Raw genomic sequence first — 15519 nt, forward strand, 5'->3', positions numbered from 1 at the left:
CGAAGATTCCTTGAAAAGAGCCCACTACGGGCGGAAGGCCCGCCGATCGCGATGATCGGCGAGCCTTCCGGACAATCCGGTTGTGTTGTAGCGCTTACTTCTTGGCGTCCGCGTTCCAGTCGGCCGCGGCGGCTTCGGCGTTGTCGCCACCACCGCCCCACTGCGCGGCCGCTTCGGCACTCCACTCGCCGCCGCCGTCGCCGCCTTCCCACTGGCTCGGGTCCCACGCGGGCTTCGGCATCTTCGGCAGGAAGAAGATCAGCGCCCCCGCCGCGACCTGCAGGGCCACGACCACCCAGATGCTGGTCTCGATCGCCGACAGGTAACCGGATCCGTTGACCAGCGCGAAGAACACGGTGCCGAGGACCGCGACGCCGAGCGCGCCACCGAACTGCTGCACCGAGGTCAGCGTGCCGGACGCCGAGCCCGTCTCCTGCGGGTCGACACCCGCGAGGATCAGCTCGAAGAACGGCGCCATCGCGAGACCCATGCCGATGCCTGCGAAGAACAGCGACGGGGACATCGCCCAGCCACCGACGTCCGGGCCGCCCAGCTTGATCGTGAGGTAGAACGCGATCAGGCCGACGACCATGCCGGCGAGGCCGATGTGGATCAGGCGGCGGCCGAGCTTCGCGGCCAGACCGGCGCCGGACGCGGCGAAGCCGAACGTCGAACCGATCGCCTGCGGCAGCACCGCGAGCGACGCGCCGAGCGCGGTGAACCCGAGGCCCAGCTGCAGGTAGATGCTCAGCACCAGCGAGAAGCCGGTCAGCGCGGAGAACAGCGCGAGGCCGGCCGCCAGACCGCCGTTGAACGCCTTCTTCTTGAACAGCGACGGCACGACGAGCGGCTCGCCGCCCTTCTTGTCACGGCGCCCCTCGTACCAGCCGAAGACGAAGAACGTGAGGACACCGGCGACGATGGACACGAAGGTCCACGCCGGCCAGCCCTCTTCCCGTCCCTGCACGACCGGCACGACCAGCAGCGCGGCACCGCCGGAGGCGAGCAGCGCGCCGACCAGGTCGAGCTTCTTGGCCGTCTTGGTGGCCTTGGGGAAGCACTTGATGGCACCGAAGATCGCCAGCAGGCCGAGCGGCAGGTTGATCAGGAAGATCGCCCGCCAGCCGGTGCCGAACAGGTCGAGGTTGATCAGCCAGCCACCGAGGATCGGGCCGCCGATGGTCGCGAGACCGAGGATCGGGCCGTAGGCGCCGAACGCCTTGGCCATCTCCTTGGGCGGGAACACCTCGGTGATGACACCGAGACCCTGCGGCAGCATCATCGCGCCGAACAGGCCCTGCAGCACGCGGGCGGTCACCAGGACGCCCGGTGTCGTCGCGACGCTGCACAGCGCCGAGGCGATCGTGAAGCCGGTGGCACCGACGACGAACATCTGCTTCTTGCCGAAGATGTCACCGAGCCTGCCGCCGATGATCAGGCCGCACGCCATCGCGAGTGTGTAACCGGCACCCAGCCACTGGATGAAGGTCGCGCCACCACCGATGTCCGCCACGATGGACGGAGCGGCGATGACCGTGATCAGCGAGTCGAGAATGTCCATCGCGGTGGCCAGCAGGATGACGCCGAGTGCAAGCCAGCGCCATTTGAACGGCTCACCTTGGGTCGCGTTGGCTCCCGGCCAACTCTGCGCACCTGAATCCGGCGCCGCGTCGATGTTCTGGGTCATAGCTCCTCACTCAGTTTCTTCCGCTGCGCCAACGGCGCGGTGACGGACGAAGTCCTCGATCACCGGCACTACCGCGCCGGGCGAGGGCATTTCCTCAATCGCGTGCTTCAGCTGACTCGCCCGATCCCGATAGGACGCGTCCTCCAGCAACGCCCGGCAGGCCTCGAGCACCTCTGCCGGTTCCACCTCCTGCGACTGGAGCTGCTTGGCAGCACCGAACTCGCAGAGACGAAGTGCCGAATCCCGTTGCTCTGCCATGACTCCAGGAGCCAGCAGCTGCGGAAGTCCGGCGATCAGGGAGGACATGGTCGATCCCCCACCGGCGTGATGCACCGTGAGATCACAGGCGGGCAACACGGAGGTGAGGGGCATCCACCCGGCGGCGACGACGGCGTCGGGCAACGGATCGAGCTTGGCGACCGCCTCGTCCGGCATCGCGAGCACGAGCTCCACACCCAGCGAGGGCAGGGTGCGGACCAGCTCGTTGAAGATGGCCGGGCCCGCGGGGGAGTTCGGCAGGATGGTGCCGAGCGTGATCATGACACGAGGACGATCGCGTTTTTCGAAGACCCAGGAGGGCACCGGGGCCGGCGTGTCGTACTGGACGCACCGCATCGGTTGTCCCGCGACCACATCCGCGGGACGGATGAGCGCGGGACAGGTGTCGAGCACCATGTCGGGCTCCGGCAACCCGTCGAACCCGAGCTTCTCCAGCTCGGGCGCGAACTCCACGGCCGTCCAGCCGTCGATGTCGGAGCGGTAACCGATGCCGATGCCGTTCTCGAACCACGGAATCCCGTGGATCTTCGCGGCGATCCCGGCGGAGAACGCGTGCGCCTCGCCGATGATCGCGTCCGGGCGCCAGGCCTCGGTGATGGCGAGCATGCCGTCGATCGTGCGGGCGGCGAGCCGGCCGAACCCGCGGCCGACCTGCTCGAGCAGGCCTTCCTCGGTGCCGGCCTGCGCGAGCTGGTTGCCCGCCCGGTCGTGCAGCATGACCTCGCGCATCTGCATGGGCCCGTAGGTGGCCACATGGGGGAGCCCGGAGCCGTTGACCGCTGCGGCCATGCTCTCCGGGCTCGCGACGAGCACCTCGTGACCCGCCGCCCGCAAGGCCCACGCCAGCGGGACGACCGGGAAGTAGAGGCCGAACGACGGACCGCTACTCACTAGGATCTTCATGGCGACCACGCTATTCAAGCCGGATCGGGTGACACTCGAACCGCGCTAGAGCGGCCTAACCCGATCGTGTTTTTCCCATGTCGCGCAGGTATTATTTCCTGCCCAGCTCGCCTAGCCGAGCGCGTTCAGCGCCGCTACCAGCGTCCTGGCCTGCACGTTCACGTAACGACCGTGCCGGAGCAGATCCGTCAGCTGCCCCACCGTGACCCATGCGTACTGCGGCGGAACCTCACTCGGGAACGACTCGTCCGCCTCGACGACGAGGTAATCGCTCTCCGTGTCGAGGAATCGGCCGCCTTCCTCGGAATGCACTGTCGAGTAATGGATTCTCGACTTCTCCGCGGCGAGCACGTGGTCGAGGAACGGCGGGCGTTCGGCGTCGTGGTAGTTGCCGGGAACGCACTGCACGGTCGGCCCGAGCTCCACGGTGTCGAGGAACCCGCCCTCCAGCCGTGCGTGCACCAGCACGTGCAGCACGCCGGCGAACTGCTTCACGATGAACGCCGCGACGCCTCTGCCGTACTGCTCGAACAACGGCTGCGTCCAGCTGGTCACCTCGCGGTTGCCCGCGATCGCCCGCACCGCCACGCACCGGAAGAACTTCCCGTCCTCACGGCAGATCTCGTCGTCGGTGCGGAGCCATCCAGGCACCGCGCCGAGCGGGATGCGCGAGACGTCGATGTCGTGGTCGGCGCGCTGCCCGGTGAACCAGCTCAGCACGTCCGGTGTCGCCGACAACGCGCCGGCGTGCGGGTCGCGGGAGGCCAGCAACGCGGCCTGGAAGTCGTTCGCGGGCTCCGCGTACCCCGGTGCGGGCAGGCACGAGAGCACTGTGCGCGAGTCCATGTTGACGAGGTTGTCCCGGTGCAGCAACGCGTTCACCTGGCCGAGCGTGAGCCAGCAGAAGTCGTCGTCCATCGGGACGTCCTCGGTCACCTCGACGACGATGTTGCGGTTGCTCTTGCGGTAGAACCAGGACCCGTGCTCGGACTGCAGCACGTCGACGATCACCCGGCCGCGCTGGGCACCCTCCGCGAAGTACTCCAGGTACTTCACCTTGGCGCCCTTGTGCACGCGGGTGTAGTTCGACTTCGTGGCCTGCACGGTCGGCGAGAGCTGCAGCAGGTTCGGGTTTCCCGGCTCCATCTTCGCCTGCATCAGGCAGTGCAGGACCCCGTTGAACTCCTTGACGAGGATGCCCAGCATGCCGACCTCGGGCTGGCGGATGATCGGCTGGCTCCACGACCGCGTCGCCGTGTCGACCTTCAGGCCCTCGACGGTGAAGAACTTGCCGCTCTGGTGCCGGATGTTCCCGGTTTCCTCCTCGGTGTACCAGAGGTCGAGGTCGGCGAACGGGATGCGCTCGACGCGGAACGCGTTGGCGAGCCAGCGTTCGGTCAGCCACAGGTCGAAGTGCTCTGTCTGCAGGAACGCGCCCTGCTCGGTGGCGGCGGACTTCGCGAGCCTCGTCGGGAGGTCGGTGTCCTCCCGCCTGCGCAGCTCCGTGGTGGACGGTGTCACGGCAACCTCCCTGGGGAACTCCTCGTCGGGAACGGTGTCCGCGTGCGCTCAAGTGCGAATCGGGAAGTGACTGAGGAAAAGGGTTTCGAGCAGGTCGCGAGCCATTCGCCATGACGGGTTCTCACCATCGGGCGACCTGACAACGTCCTTCCGAAAGGTCCCCACCGTGTCGAGCCAAGTAGCGAGTTCGTCGAGACTCCCGTCACTGACGGGCATGCGGTTCGTCGCCGCGGCAATGGTCTTCGTCTTCCACGGCAGCCTGGAGTTCCTCTTCCGGACGCCAGAGGTCGGCTTCCTGTACATGATCGCCACCAGCACCGCCGGGTTCGTCGGCGTGTCGTTCTTCTTCATCCTCAGCGGATTCGTGCTGACCTGGTCGGCCAGGCCCGGTGACACGAAGGGGAACTTCTTCCGGCGGCGGTTCGCGAAGATCCTGCCCAACCACGTCGTCACGTTCGTCGCGGCGATCGTGCTGCTGCTGGTGTTCCGCCAGGCGATCGACCCGGCCTCCGCGGTCGCGAACCTGTTCCTGCTCCAGTCGTGGGTCCCGAACTACGACGTGCTGTTGTCCGGCAACGGTGTCGCGTGGTCGCTGTCGGTCGAGGCCCTGTTCTACCTGTCGTTCCCGTTCCTGCTGGTGCTGATCAACAAGATCCGGCCGTCGCGGCTGTGGTTCTACGCCGGCGCGACGATCCTCGCGGTGCTGCTGGTGCCGCTGGTGGCCAAGGCGGTCCTGCCGTCGACGCCGGTGTGGCCGTGGGGTCCCGCGTCCTACGCCCAGATCTGGTTCGTCTACAACTTCCCGGTCACGCGCCTGTTCGAGTTCGCGCTCGGCATCATCCTGGCGCGGATCGTCATGACCGGCCGCTGGATCGGCCTGGGCGTCAAGTGGGGCATCGCGCTCGCGGCCGTGGGCTACGTCGCCTCGCTGTTCGTGCCGTTCCTGTACGCGTTCGTCGGCGCGACCATCATCCCGCTGGCGCTGCTGATCCCGGCCGCGGCCGTCGCGGACGTCAAGGGGCGCAAGACCGTCTTCGCGCGGTCGAGCATGGTGTGGCTGGGTGAGGTGTCGTTCGCGTTCTACCTGGTGCACCGGCTCGTGCTGACCTACGGGCACTGGGCGTTCGGCACCGAGATCAACGCCTTCGGCGCGCTGGGCGGCAAGGCGTGGTCCGCACCGGTCGCGCTGGCGTTCCTGGTGGCCTCCTTCGCGGTGTCCCTGCTGGTCGCCTGGGCGCTGTTCGCGTGGGTGGAGACACCGTTCATGCGGCGGTTCGGCCGCACGAAGGTCAAGCCCCTGCAGACCTCGCCGCAGGAGGACGTCGTTGGCGCAGTGCGATAACAGCAACGCTAGAAGGGCCCGCCGGTTGCGACCGGCGGGCCCTTCTCGTTGAGCGGCTATGTCACCAGGTGACGGGCATTTCGTAGACGCCGTACATGACCGCGCCGTCCTTGTACTGCAGTTCGTTCCACGGCTTGGCGAGCTTGAGGTTCGGAATGCGCTGGAACAGCTTGGTGAGCACCACGGTGAGCTCGACACGGGCGATCTCCGCGCCGATGCAGTGGTGCACGCCGTAGCCGAACGCGACGTGGTTGCGCGCGTTCGGGCGGGTGATGTCGAACTTGTCGGGCTCGGGGAACGCCTCGGGGTCGCGGTTGGCCGCGGCACCGCAGATGATCATGCCCTCGCCCTTCTTGATGGTGACCGGGCCGGCGTCGATGTCGGCCAGTGCCACCCGGGAGGACGCGAGGTCGCCCGGCGTCAGGTAGCGCAGCAGCTCCTCGACCGCGTTGGGCGCCAGGCTCCAGTCGTTCTTCAGCTTCTCCAGCTGGTCGGGGTGCTCCAGCAGGGTCATGGCGCCGATCGCGATCATCGCGGCGCTGGTCTCGTGGCCGCCGTTGAGCAGCAGGCGGACCAGGTTGACGAGCTCGCGGCTGTCGTAGAGACCTGCCTCGTGGAACCGGACGACGATGCGGCTGATGAGGTCCTCGCCCGGCTCCTTGAGCTTCTTCTCGAGCAGCCCGGCCAGGTAGCCGTTCAGCTCGGTGATGGCGGCCATCCGCACCTCGGCGGAGGACTTGCCACCGAACAGCTTGTCGGTGCGGTCGTGCAGGTAGTCGTGGTCCTGGTGCGGGATGCCGAGGATCTCGCAGACGATCGTCAGCGGCACCGGCAGCGCGAGCGCGGTGACCAGGTCGACCACCGGCCCCTGCTCGAGCATCGCGTCGATCCGCTCGTCGACGATCTGCTCGATCCGCGGCAGCATCGCCCGGACCCGCTGCTTGGTGAACTCACCGGACACCGCGGCCATCCGGCGGTAGGCCGTGTGCTTGGGCGGGTCCCATCCGATGAACGAGCCCTCGGTGCGGAACTGCGGGGGAATGTCGATGTAGTACGGGAAACCCTCGTGACCGCGGTCGGAACTCGCGTCCGGCTCGGTGAAGAGCTTGCGCACGTGCTCGTAGCTCGTGACCACGTAGGCCTCACGGCCCGTGCGGAGCTCGACCTTGGCGATGGGGGTTTCCGGCCGGAGCTGCGCGTATTCCTCCGGGGGCTGGTACGGGCACTTGCGGTGCCAGGGGAAAGGCGTCAGCTCTGTCTCGGCGTTGGTCATGGCGGTTCCCTTCTCGTCAGCCGCGCTTGACCGTGCCAGCCCCGCGTGGAGCTGCCCTGGATGTCCGCTCAACCGCCTTCGAGGGCCCTTCGAGGCCGCGGCCGTAACGTGCCCACGCATGAACGTCACCGAGTTCGAGGTCAACGTCTCCGAGTCCTCTGTGGACGATCTGCGCACCCGTCTGTCGCTGACCCGCTGGCCCGACGCGGAGACGGTGTCCGACTGGTCGCAGGGCGCGCCGCTGTCCTTCGTCCGCTCGCTCGCGGAGCACTGGGAGCACAAGTACGACTGGCGGGCCGTCGAGGCGCGGCTCAACGCCCTCCCCCAGTTCCGCGCCGAGATCGACGGGCTGGGCATCCACTTCATCCACGTCCGCTCGCCGCACGCCGGCGCCACCCCGTTGCTGCTCACGCACGGCTGGCCCGGTTCGGTCCTGGAGTTCCTGGAGGTCGTCGAACCGCTGACGAACCCCGCCGACCCCGCCGACGCCTTCCACGTCGTCGTGCCCTCCCTGCCGGGCTACGGTTTCTCCGACAAGCCGGCCGAAACCGGTTGGGGCGTCGAGAGGATCGCTCGCGCGTGGTCGTCGCTGATGACCGGGCTGGGCTACGACCGCTACGCCGCGCACGGCGGTGACTGGGGTTCGTTCATCACCGCGGAACTGGGCCACATCGACGCTGAGCGGCTCATCGGCATCCACCTGACGATGGTGTTCGCCGGGGCACCCGAGGCGCAGGTCGAGCTGACCCAGCGCGACTACGCGGGCCTCTCCGCGCTGAAGGAGTTCCAGGCGCGTGAGGCCGGCTACTCCGCCATCCAGATGACCAAGCCGCAGACCATCGGCTACGGCCTGCAGGACTCCCCCGTCGCGCTGCTGGCGTGGATCGCGGAGAAGTACTACTCCTGGACCGACCATGACCGGCCGTTCGAAGAGGTTGTGCCGGTGGAGAAGCTGCTCGACGCGGTGTCGATCTACTGGTTCACCGGGACGGCGACGTCGGCCGCACGGCTGTACTGGGAGTCTCACAACAAGGTGCCGATGCACCAGGTCTCCGTGCCGACCGGCGTGACGATCTTCCCGAAGGACGCCCGCATGCCGAAGGCGTGGATCGAGGCCAGGTTCACCGACCTGCGCTACTGGAACGACGCCGAGGTCGGTGGCCACTTCCCCGGCATCGAACGCCCCGATGTCCTGGTGTCCGAGCTCCGCACCTTCTTCCGGCACGTCCGCTGACGCAAAAGGCGTCTGCAAGTACCACCAACTTCGTGTTGGTGGTACTTGCAGACGCCAGAACAGCTAGGCCGCGGTGCGCAGGTCGAAGCCGGGGACCGCGACCATTTCCGGCCGGATCGGGCAGTTCGCCGCGAGCAACCGCCGCGCGAGGACGTGGTCGACGGGCTTGTTGACGGACTCCACGCCGAGCAGCCGGTCGCCGGCGAAGCAGAACACCGAGAACGCGCCGGACATCGGATCCCCGGTCACCACAACGCTGTCGTGGCCATCGGTGACACCGGCGATCTGCACCTTCATCGCGTACTGGTCGCTCCAGAACCACGGCACCGGCGCGTACGGCTCCGCCGAGCCGGTGATGACCTCGGCGACAGCGGTGCCCTGGTCCACGGCGTTCTGCACGCACTCCAGCCGGATCTGCCGCGCCCCGTGGTGGAACCGCGCGCAGTCGCCGATCGCGAAGATCGCCGGGTCGGACGTGCGCAGCCACGGGTCGACCACGATCCCGTCGTCGACCGACAGCCCGGCCTCCGCGGCCAGTTCGGCGTTCGGCACCACGCCGATGCCCGCCACGACGAGATCGGCGGGCAGCACCGTGCCGTCCGCGAGCACGACCTCGCCGGGCCGCACCTCGGCAACGGTGGCGTTGAAGAGGAACTTCACCCCTCGCCGCCGGTGCACCTGCACGACGTGCTCGGCCGTCTCCTCGGACAGGACCCGTGCCAGCGCGCGGGGCTGTGCCTCGATCACGGTCACGTCGCACCCGGCCTCGCTGGCGACCGCGGCGTACTCGAGTCCGATGAACCCGGCGCCGATCGCCACCACGTTCCCCTGGGGGCGGGCGGCGTCAGCGTCGGCGGTCGTCCGGATCGTGTGCGCGCCGGGTATCGGGCGCGGACGCGACCCCGTTGCCAGCACGAGGTTCCCGTACTCGACGGTGCGTCCCGAGCGCAGGACGACCTGCCGGGCCGCGCGGTCGACGGAGACCGCCGGGTCGTCGAGCACGAGGGTGATGTCGTGCTCGGCGTAGTACTTCTCCGGACGGAACACCAGGTCGCCGAACCCGATGTCCCCCTGCAGATAGGCCTTCGTGAGCGGCGGGCGCTGGTAGGGCAGCACACCCTCGTCGCCGATCAGCGTGATGGCGCCGCGGTGTCCCCGTTCTCGCAGGGACACCGCGGCCTGGCACCCCGCCTGGCCCGCACCCACGATGACGACTGGAGCGTCGGTCATCAGTAGTTCCCCAGGCCACCGCAGACGTTGAGCGCCTGCGCGGTGATGGAGTTCGCGGTCTCGGTGGTCAGGTAGGTGACCAGGCCGGCGACCTCCTCGGGGGTGGAGTAGCGGCCGAGCGGGATCTTGGCGTTGAACTTCTCCAGGACGTCGTCCTCGGTGATGCCCCAGTGGTTGGCGTAGCCCTGGCGCACCTTGCCCGCCATCGGCGTCTCGACGTAGCCGGGGCAGACGGCGTTGACCGTGATGCCGGTCTTCGCGAGCTCCAGGCCGACGGCCTTGGTAAAGCCGACGACACCGTGCTTCGACGCGCTGTACGGGGAGGCGTAGATGACGCCCTGCTTGCCGCCGGTGGACGCGATGTTGATGACGCGGCCCCAGTCGCCCTGGTTCATCTGGCCGGTGGACAGGACTTCCTTGGTGACGCGGAAGACGCTGTGCAGGTTGGTGTCGATGACGTCGGTCCAGATCGCCTCGTCCAGCGTGGCGATCTCACCGCCGCCGCCGCGACCGGCGTTGTTGACGAGGATCTCGATGCGGCCGAACGTCTCCACGGCCTTGGTGACGGCCTTGCGGATGTCCTCAGTGGACTTGACGTCACAGGTGGTGCCGTCGGCCTCGTAGCCGTCCTCGCGCAGCTGCTTGACCGTCGAGGCGACGTTCTCCGCGTCGCGCGCGACCACGAACACCGCGTGGCCCGCCGCTGCGAGCGACTCCGCGACGGAGAGGCCGATTCCGCTGGTTGCGCCCGTGACGAAGGCGACCCGTCGAGTCATGGTTCAACGCTCCTCAGAGTTGCTTCTCGGGAAGGTGCACGACGAGCCCGTCCAGCTCCTCGACGACCGGGATCTGGCAGCTCAACCGGCTGTTGTCCTGACGGGGGCTCGCGGTGACGCCCAGCAGCCCGTCCTCCAGGTCGTGCATGGCGGGCAACGGTTTGGTGTTGTCCTTGTCCACGTAGATGTGGCAGGTCCCGCACGTCGCGCCACCGCCGCACTGGGCGAGGATGCCCTCGACGCCGGCGAGCTTGGCACCGCGCATGATCGAGTTGCCCGGTTCGACGTCGACTACCGACGACGTCCCGTCCGGGTGGACATAGGTGATCTTGGCCATCGCGGTGTCTCCCCACGCATTCGGCTCGCCGGACTTCAGTCAAGGTGCCTGCGGCGCCTGGGGATCGCCTGGAACTCCCCTCGAACGCGTTCGAGACCCCCTCTAGGGCCTTTTGCGACCCTCGCAGTCCGACGCAACCGACGCGGAGGTCTTACCGTGCCCGACGCACTGCACGAGTTCTACGAACAGCGACCGCAATGGTCCGCGCCGTCGGCGGAGGACGGCCTGGAGCGCGCCACGATCTCGGTGCCGCGCGACTACAACGACCCCCAGGGCGCTCGGCTGACGATCGCTCTCTCCCGCCTCCGCGCGACGAACCCGGACAAGCGCCGTGGCGTGCTGCTCTCGGTGAACGGCGGCCCCGGCGGCGACAACGGCGAGGGCATCAAGCTGCCGCTGGAGTTCCCGGCCGAGGTGCGCGAGGCCTACGACCTGATCGGGTTCGACCCGCGCGGCATCGGCGAGTCCACCAAGCTCTACAGCGAGGTCGCGGTGCCCGTGGCGCCGTTCGACTCGCGTCCGCCGGACTCGCTGTTCGAGCAGATCGCCATCGACATGCGCGAGCGCGAGCTGGCGTGCGCGCGGGCGGGCGGCGACCTGCGCCCGCACATCACCACCCGCAACATCGCGCGGGACATGGACGTCATCCGCGGCGTGCTGGACGAGGACCGGATCAGCTTCGTCGGGTATGCCTACGGCACGCTCGTCGGCGCGGTCTACGGATCGATGTTCCCGGCGCGCCTGGACCGCAGCGTGCTCGACTCGTGCGTGAACCCGAACTGGACGTGGCGCGAGCAGTTCGTCACGCAGGCCGAGGCCGTGTACCGCAACGTGCAGAAGTGGGCGCAGTGGACGGCCGAGCGCAACGTCCACTTCGGACTCGGAAAGTCCGCCGCCGCGGTGCTGGAGACCGTCGAGGAGGTCGTTTCCGCACTGGAGGAGCTGGGCGCCATCCACCTGCGCACGTTGTTCGACGGCGCGGTGGGCACACGCGCCACCGACCGCGCGCAGTGGGACTCGCTGGGCTACCTGGTCGGCGACCTGCGCAAGGCCGAGGACGTCGCCACCGCCCAGCAGCTGATCGCGGGCAACGGCACGTGGCGCCCGCAGGACACGACCGGTGACCTGAGGATCGGTGTGCTGGAAGCCATCACGATGGAGACGGAGTGGCCCGACGACCTCGAGGTCTACTTCGCCGACATGCGCTACCACCGCCAGCACCACCCGTACGGCTTCGGCGTGCTGCGCGCCCAGCCGTGGGTCGGCGCGTTCCGCACGTTCGAGAACCTCGAGGAGCCGACGTACCTCAAGCGGGTCGGCTACCCGGTGGGGCTGTGCGTGCAGGCGGACGGCGACCAGTACGACCGCTACGAGGGCGGTGTCGCGATGGCCGAACGTCTCGGCCACCACCTGGTCGTCGTCGAGGACTCCGGCGACCACGAGGTGTACGCGTTCGCCGGCAACACCGCGCTCGACGCCATCGTCAACGCCTACCTGGTGGACGGTGTGCTGCCGGACAAGCGCGTCGGCGTGCCGGGTTCGACCCCGCGGCCGGACATCCCCGCGGATGCGTGAGAACGAGAGAAGGGGCCCGGATCTCCGGGCCCCTTCTTCGTTTCGGCTGACTTCAGGTCACCTGGCCGCATCCCGGACCGCGTCCACGAGCTGGGCCAGCTCCACCGACTCGCTGGAGGTGGGCCCGCCGGTCTTGACGGCGGCCACGAAGCTGCGGGCCGCGTTCGTGTACTGGTCGTCGGCTTCGAGCGACACCTCGTCGCCACCGAGCGACACGATCGGCGTGAGGTCCGCAGGCGGAGCGTAAGCACGGTCGACGGTGATGTGGCTTTCGCTGCCCCACACCGTGTAGCTCGCCCGGTAGGTGTGCTCCATGCCGAACGTCAGCTGGGCCGTGATGCCGCCTGGAGCCCCCAGCAACACCGATCCCGAGACGTCAACGCCGTAGGTGCTGTCGACCTTCAGGCTCGCGCCGAGCACCTTCAGGCCGGGACCGAGCATCAGCACGGCGGCCTTGAGCGGGTAGACGCCGACGTCGAGCAACGCCCCGCCGGCGAGGTCCTTGCGGTACCTGATGTCCCCGGACGGCCGCGGCGGGATCGTGAACGCCGCCTCGAACGCCCGCACCTCGCCGACCGCTCCCGCCTGGACGAGCCGGCGCACCTCGTGGTGCTGGGAGTGGTGCGGGAACAGGAAGTTCTCCCGCAGCACGAGCCCGCGTTCCCTGGCCTGCGAGACCAGGTCGGCGGTCTCCTCCAGCGACGGCGTGACCGGTTTCTCGGCCAGCACGTGCTTCCCGGCAGTCAACGCGCGTTCGATCCACACGGCGTGGTGCGCCGCGGGCAACGGCACGTAGACCGCGTCGAGGTCCATGCCGAGCAGCTTCTCGTACCCGGTGACCGCCTCGCAGCCGAAGTCGGCCGCGACCTTGCCCGCCTTCTCACCGTCCCTGCTCGCGACCGCCACGATGTCCACATCGGACAGTCCAGCGAACGCGGGCAGCATCCTGCGCCGGGCGACGTCGGCGCATCCGACGACCCCGAGCCTCACTCGCCGATCAACGCCGCTGGCCATGTCCGCGCTACCGCCGTCTCGTACCGCAGCGCGACGTGGCTCGACGCGCTGACGATGTCGCGCCAGAACCGCTGCAACGGCGAGTTCTCGCTGAACCCGCTCGTGCCGGCGGCCCTGACGAGGGCTCCCACCGCGTCGACGAGGCTGTCCGCGGTGAAGGCGGCGTTGCGTTCGCAGCGCGCCATCAACCTCGGGGTGAACGTGCGCTCGTCGAGCACCTGTGCGTTCTGCTCCACCAGGAACCGCGCCGAGTCGATCTGCGCGGACGCCCGGCACAGGTCGACGCCCTGGGTGGTGTTGACCTTCTTGCCCCGCACGGCGTTCGTGGCCGCGTTGAGCGCGCCGTACGCGGCACCAACCGCGGGGGCGACGAACGTGAGGCCGCCGACCGCCTGGAACGGCGCGTTGTGCGCGGGCAGGTCGCTAGTGGTGTTCTTGCCGGAGATGAAGTCCGCGCGCAGGAACGACAGGTGCTCCGGCACGAACACGTCGTCGACCACGACGGTGTGACTGCTGGTGGCGCGCATGCCCGCGTTGTCCCAGCCGTCGATGACGGTGAAGTCCTTGCGCGGCAGGGCGAAGAACCGCGCCTCCGGTTCGCCGCCGGTCGCGACCATGCCGCAGACCAGGGCCCAGTCGGCGAAGTCGACACCGCTGACGTACGCCCAGCGGCCGCTCAGCCGGTGACCGCCGGCGGCCGTGGTGGCCTTGCCGAGCGGGGGCTGCGCGGTGACCACGAACGTGTCGGGGCTGCTGCCCCACAGTTCGTCGTGGCCCAGCTGCGGCAGGTGCGTGGCGTACCGGGCGGAAAGCGCTGAGAGCGAGGCGCACCAGGCCGTCGAGGCACAGCCCTCGCCGACCGCGATCACTGCCTGCGTGAGCTCGCCGAAGCCGCCTTCGCTGCCACCGTAGGACTTCGCGACGAAGTGCCGGGCGAACCCCGCCTCCCGCACGGCCGCCACGACCTCCGGCGCGAGCTTGCGCGTCCGATCGGCTTCCTGCGCGTGTTCCGCGGCGAGCGCGCTCACCTTCTCCGCGACCGGGACGAGTCCGGTGTCGCTCATGCGGCTCCTTCCCTTGCCGCCTTGGCGGCGATGGCGACGGGCGAGGGCTCGTCCCGGTGAATCGTCCGGGACTTCGCCTGCAGCTCGCCGTTGACGCGCACGAGCACGTCCTCGATGAAGAACGTGGGCTCGAACGTGACGTTGCCCGCCTTGTCGGTCCTGGTGACCAGCGAGCAGTACGAGACGTCGAACGTGTTCTCGTCGATCTCCTCGATGACGTAGTGGTCGTTCCAGTGCCGCACAGCGCCGTCGGCGTACCGCGGCAGCGCGGCGTTGGCGCCCGCGATGAGCGCCGCCCTGCCCTCGACCTTCTCGCCGCGGTGGGCGTGGTCGGTGACGCCGTCCTCGGTGAAGGTAGCCGCGTACCCCTCGATGTCGAGCGCATCGAGCAGCCGCATCTGCAGCGCGTAGAAGGTCTTCACCTCGATGTAGGTGTTCACGCTGACTGGGGACACTACGACTCCCTCCTCCTGTGTTCTGTGACACCTCACCTTCCACACGGGTGGTGGAAGGCCAGTGGAGGACCTCTCGTTCGAGGAGGTTTCTAGTTGGCGTGCAGTGGTTTCGCGGATGCTCGGTCCGATTTGTCCATCACACCTGGAGGGCTCATGTCGGAGGAAACTCCCGATGTCGCCAAGTCCGTCACGGTCGAGTGCTCGATCGAGCAGGCGTTCGCGATCTTCGCGGAGCACCCGCTCGACTGGTGGCCGGAGAAGCACGTGTTCGTCAAGGACCGTCGTGCCATCACCATCGAGCCCGTCGTGGGCGGCCGCTACTACGAGACGGGTGCCGACGGCGAGGAGATCGCCTGGGGCACGATCACCGAGTGGGACCCGCCGAACCGCCTCGTCATGACCTGGCGCGTCGGCCCCGGCTGGCAGCCGATCTACGAGGACTCGAAGGCGTCGCTCATCAAGGTGGACTTCGAGGCCGTGGGCCCGGCCACCACGAAGGTGACGCTGACGCACGCCGACCTGCACCGCCACGGTCAGCCGCTGGCCGGCCAGATCTTCGGCGCGCTGGACGGCCCGAGCCCCGGCGACACGCTCGCCAAGTTCGCGACGGCGGTTCTGAAGCACGCACCCGCGAAGGTGTGACCCACCAACGAGAAAGGGCCCGCTCTCGGCTGAGAGCGGGCCCTTTCTCGTTGTGGACGAACAGGAAGTGGGCGGCCCCCGCGGCGAGGGGGAGGACCAGGACACTAACCGGCCGCACAGGTCCCGCGGCGGCTGCGCCCCCCGCCCGGCCCGCTTAAAAGAGAACAGCCGCGACAGAGTCTTAAAC

At 68.6% G+C, this 15519-nt stretch carries 14 protein-coding genes; 4 read left to right on the plus strand and 10 right to left on the minus strand.

Annotation, left to right across the window (positions count from 1 at the left end):
• Positions 1–94: 94 nt before the first annotated feature.
• From ACWGE0_RS21295 to ACWGE0_RS21305, 3 genes are all read right to left on the minus strand, one after another.
• Positions 95–1687, minus strand: coding sequence for an MFS transporter (locus ACWGE0_RS21295; protein ID WP_452262615.1), 1593 nt, complete (start codon positions 1685–1687; stop codon positions 95–97).
• A 6-nt stretch (positions 1688–1693) separates the two neighbouring features.
• Positions 1694–2869: a nucleotide disphospho-sugar-binding domain-containing protein gene (locus ACWGE0_RS21300; protein WP_452262616.1), complete on the minus strand. Its 1176-nt coding sequence runs from the start codon at positions 2867–2869 to the stop codon at positions 1694–1696.
• A 111-nt stretch (positions 2870–2980) separates the two neighbouring features.
• Complete coding sequence (locus ACWGE0_RS21305) at positions 2981–4390, minus strand: NDP-hexose 2,3-dehydratase family protein (RefSeq protein ID WP_452262617.1); 1410 nt, start codon at positions 4388–4390, stop codon at positions 2981–2983.
• 214 nt (positions 4391–4604) lie between these two features.
• Here ACWGE0_RS21305 and ACWGE0_RS21310 point away from each other — a divergent pair, with 214 nt between their 5' ends.
• On the plus strand, positions 4605–5732 hold the full coding sequence (locus tag ACWGE0_RS21310; protein ID WP_452262618.1) for an acyltransferase family protein: 1128 nt from the start codon (positions 4605–4607) through the stop codon (positions 5730–5732).
• Positions 5733–5793: 61 nt separating this feature from the next.
• On the opposite strand, the gene ACWGE0_RS21315 is transcribed toward ACWGE0_RS21310, so the two are convergent.
• On the minus strand, positions 5794–7005 hold the full coding sequence (locus ACWGE0_RS21315; protein WP_319964442.1) for a cytochrome P450: 1212 nt from the start codon (positions 7003–7005) through the stop codon (positions 5794–5796).
• Positions 7006–7123: 118 nt separating this feature from the next.
• Between ACWGE0_RS21315 and ACWGE0_RS21320 the strand changes: the two genes are divergently transcribed.
• Positions 7124–8239, plus strand: coding sequence for an epoxide hydrolase family protein (locus ACWGE0_RS21320; protein WP_452262619.1), 1116 nt, complete (start codon positions 7124–7126; stop codon positions 8237–8239).
• 63 nt (positions 8240–8302) lie between these two features.
• Here the strand turns inward: ACWGE0_RS21320 and ACWGE0_RS21325 are convergent, their stop codons facing one another.
• The 3 genes from ACWGE0_RS21325 to ACWGE0_RS21335 are packed head-to-tail and all read right to left on the minus strand — an operon-like array spanning position 8303 to position 10582.
• A complete protein-coding gene (locus ACWGE0_RS21325) occupies positions 8303–9469 on the minus strand; it encodes an NAD(P)/FAD-dependent oxidoreductase (protein WP_452262620.1) in 1167 nt (388 codons plus the stop codon).
• On the minus strand, positions 9469–10245 hold the full coding sequence (locus ACWGE0_RS21330) for an SDR family NAD(P)-dependent oxidoreductase (RefSeq protein WP_452262621.1): 777 nt from the start codon (positions 10243–10245) through the stop codon (positions 9469–9471). Before ACWGE0_RS21330 ends, ACWGE0_RS21325 begins: the two co-directional genes overlap by 1 nt.
• A gap of 13 nt (positions 10246–10258) precedes the next feature.
• Positions 10259–10582 carry a 2Fe-2S iron-sulfur cluster-binding protein gene (locus ACWGE0_RS21335; RefSeq protein ID WP_452262622.1) on the minus strand — a complete coding sequence of 108 codons (324 nt, stop codon included), beginning with the start codon at positions 10580–10582 and terminating at the stop codon, positions 10259–10261.
• A gap of 156 nt (positions 10583–10738) precedes the next feature.
• On the opposite strand from ACWGE0_RS21335, the gene ACWGE0_RS21340 reads away from it, so the two are divergent.
• Positions 10739–12157 (plus strand): alpha/beta fold hydrolase, encoded by a 1419-nt coding sequence (locus ACWGE0_RS21340; RefSeq protein WP_452262623.1) that lies wholly within the window; start codon positions 10739–10741, stop codon positions 12155–12157.
• Positions 12158–12214: 57 nt separating this feature from the next.
• Here ACWGE0_RS21340 and ACWGE0_RS21345 read toward each other — a convergent pair whose 3' ends face one another.
• Genes ACWGE0_RS21345 through ACWGE0_RS21355 form a run of 3 tightly spaced genes read right to left on the minus strand, consistent with a single transcriptional unit; the run spans position 12215 to position 14690 of the window.
• Positions 12215–13147 carry a Gfo/Idh/MocA family protein gene (locus ACWGE0_RS21345; protein ID WP_452262624.1) on the minus strand — a complete coding sequence of 311 codons (933 nt, stop codon included), beginning with the start codon at positions 13145–13147 and terminating at the stop codon, positions 12215–12217.
• The gene (locus tag ACWGE0_RS21350) at positions 13144–14235 is read right to left on the minus strand and encodes an acyl-CoA dehydrogenase family protein (RefSeq protein WP_452262625.1); all 1092 of its coding nucleotides are present in this window, start codon (positions 14233–14235) and stop codon (positions 13144–13146) included. The genes ACWGE0_RS21345 and ACWGE0_RS21350 overlap by 4 nt, the downstream gene beginning before the upstream one ends.
• Positions 14232–14690, minus strand: coding sequence for a nuclear transport factor 2 family protein (locus tag ACWGE0_RS21355; protein ID WP_319964434.1), 459 nt, complete (start codon positions 14688–14690; stop codon positions 14232–14234). The genes ACWGE0_RS21350 and ACWGE0_RS21355 overlap by 4 nt, the downstream gene beginning before the upstream one ends.
• A 153-nt stretch (positions 14691–14843) precedes the next feature.
• Between ACWGE0_RS21355 and ACWGE0_RS21360 the strand changes: the two genes are divergently transcribed.
• Complete coding sequence (locus ACWGE0_RS21360) at positions 14844–15332, plus strand: SRPBCC domain-containing protein (RefSeq protein ID WP_452262626.1); 489 nt, start codon at positions 14844–14846, stop codon at positions 15330–15332.
• Positions 15333–15519: the final 187 nt, after the last annotated feature.

This window comes from Lentzea sp. NPDC054927 (assembly GCF_053610285.1).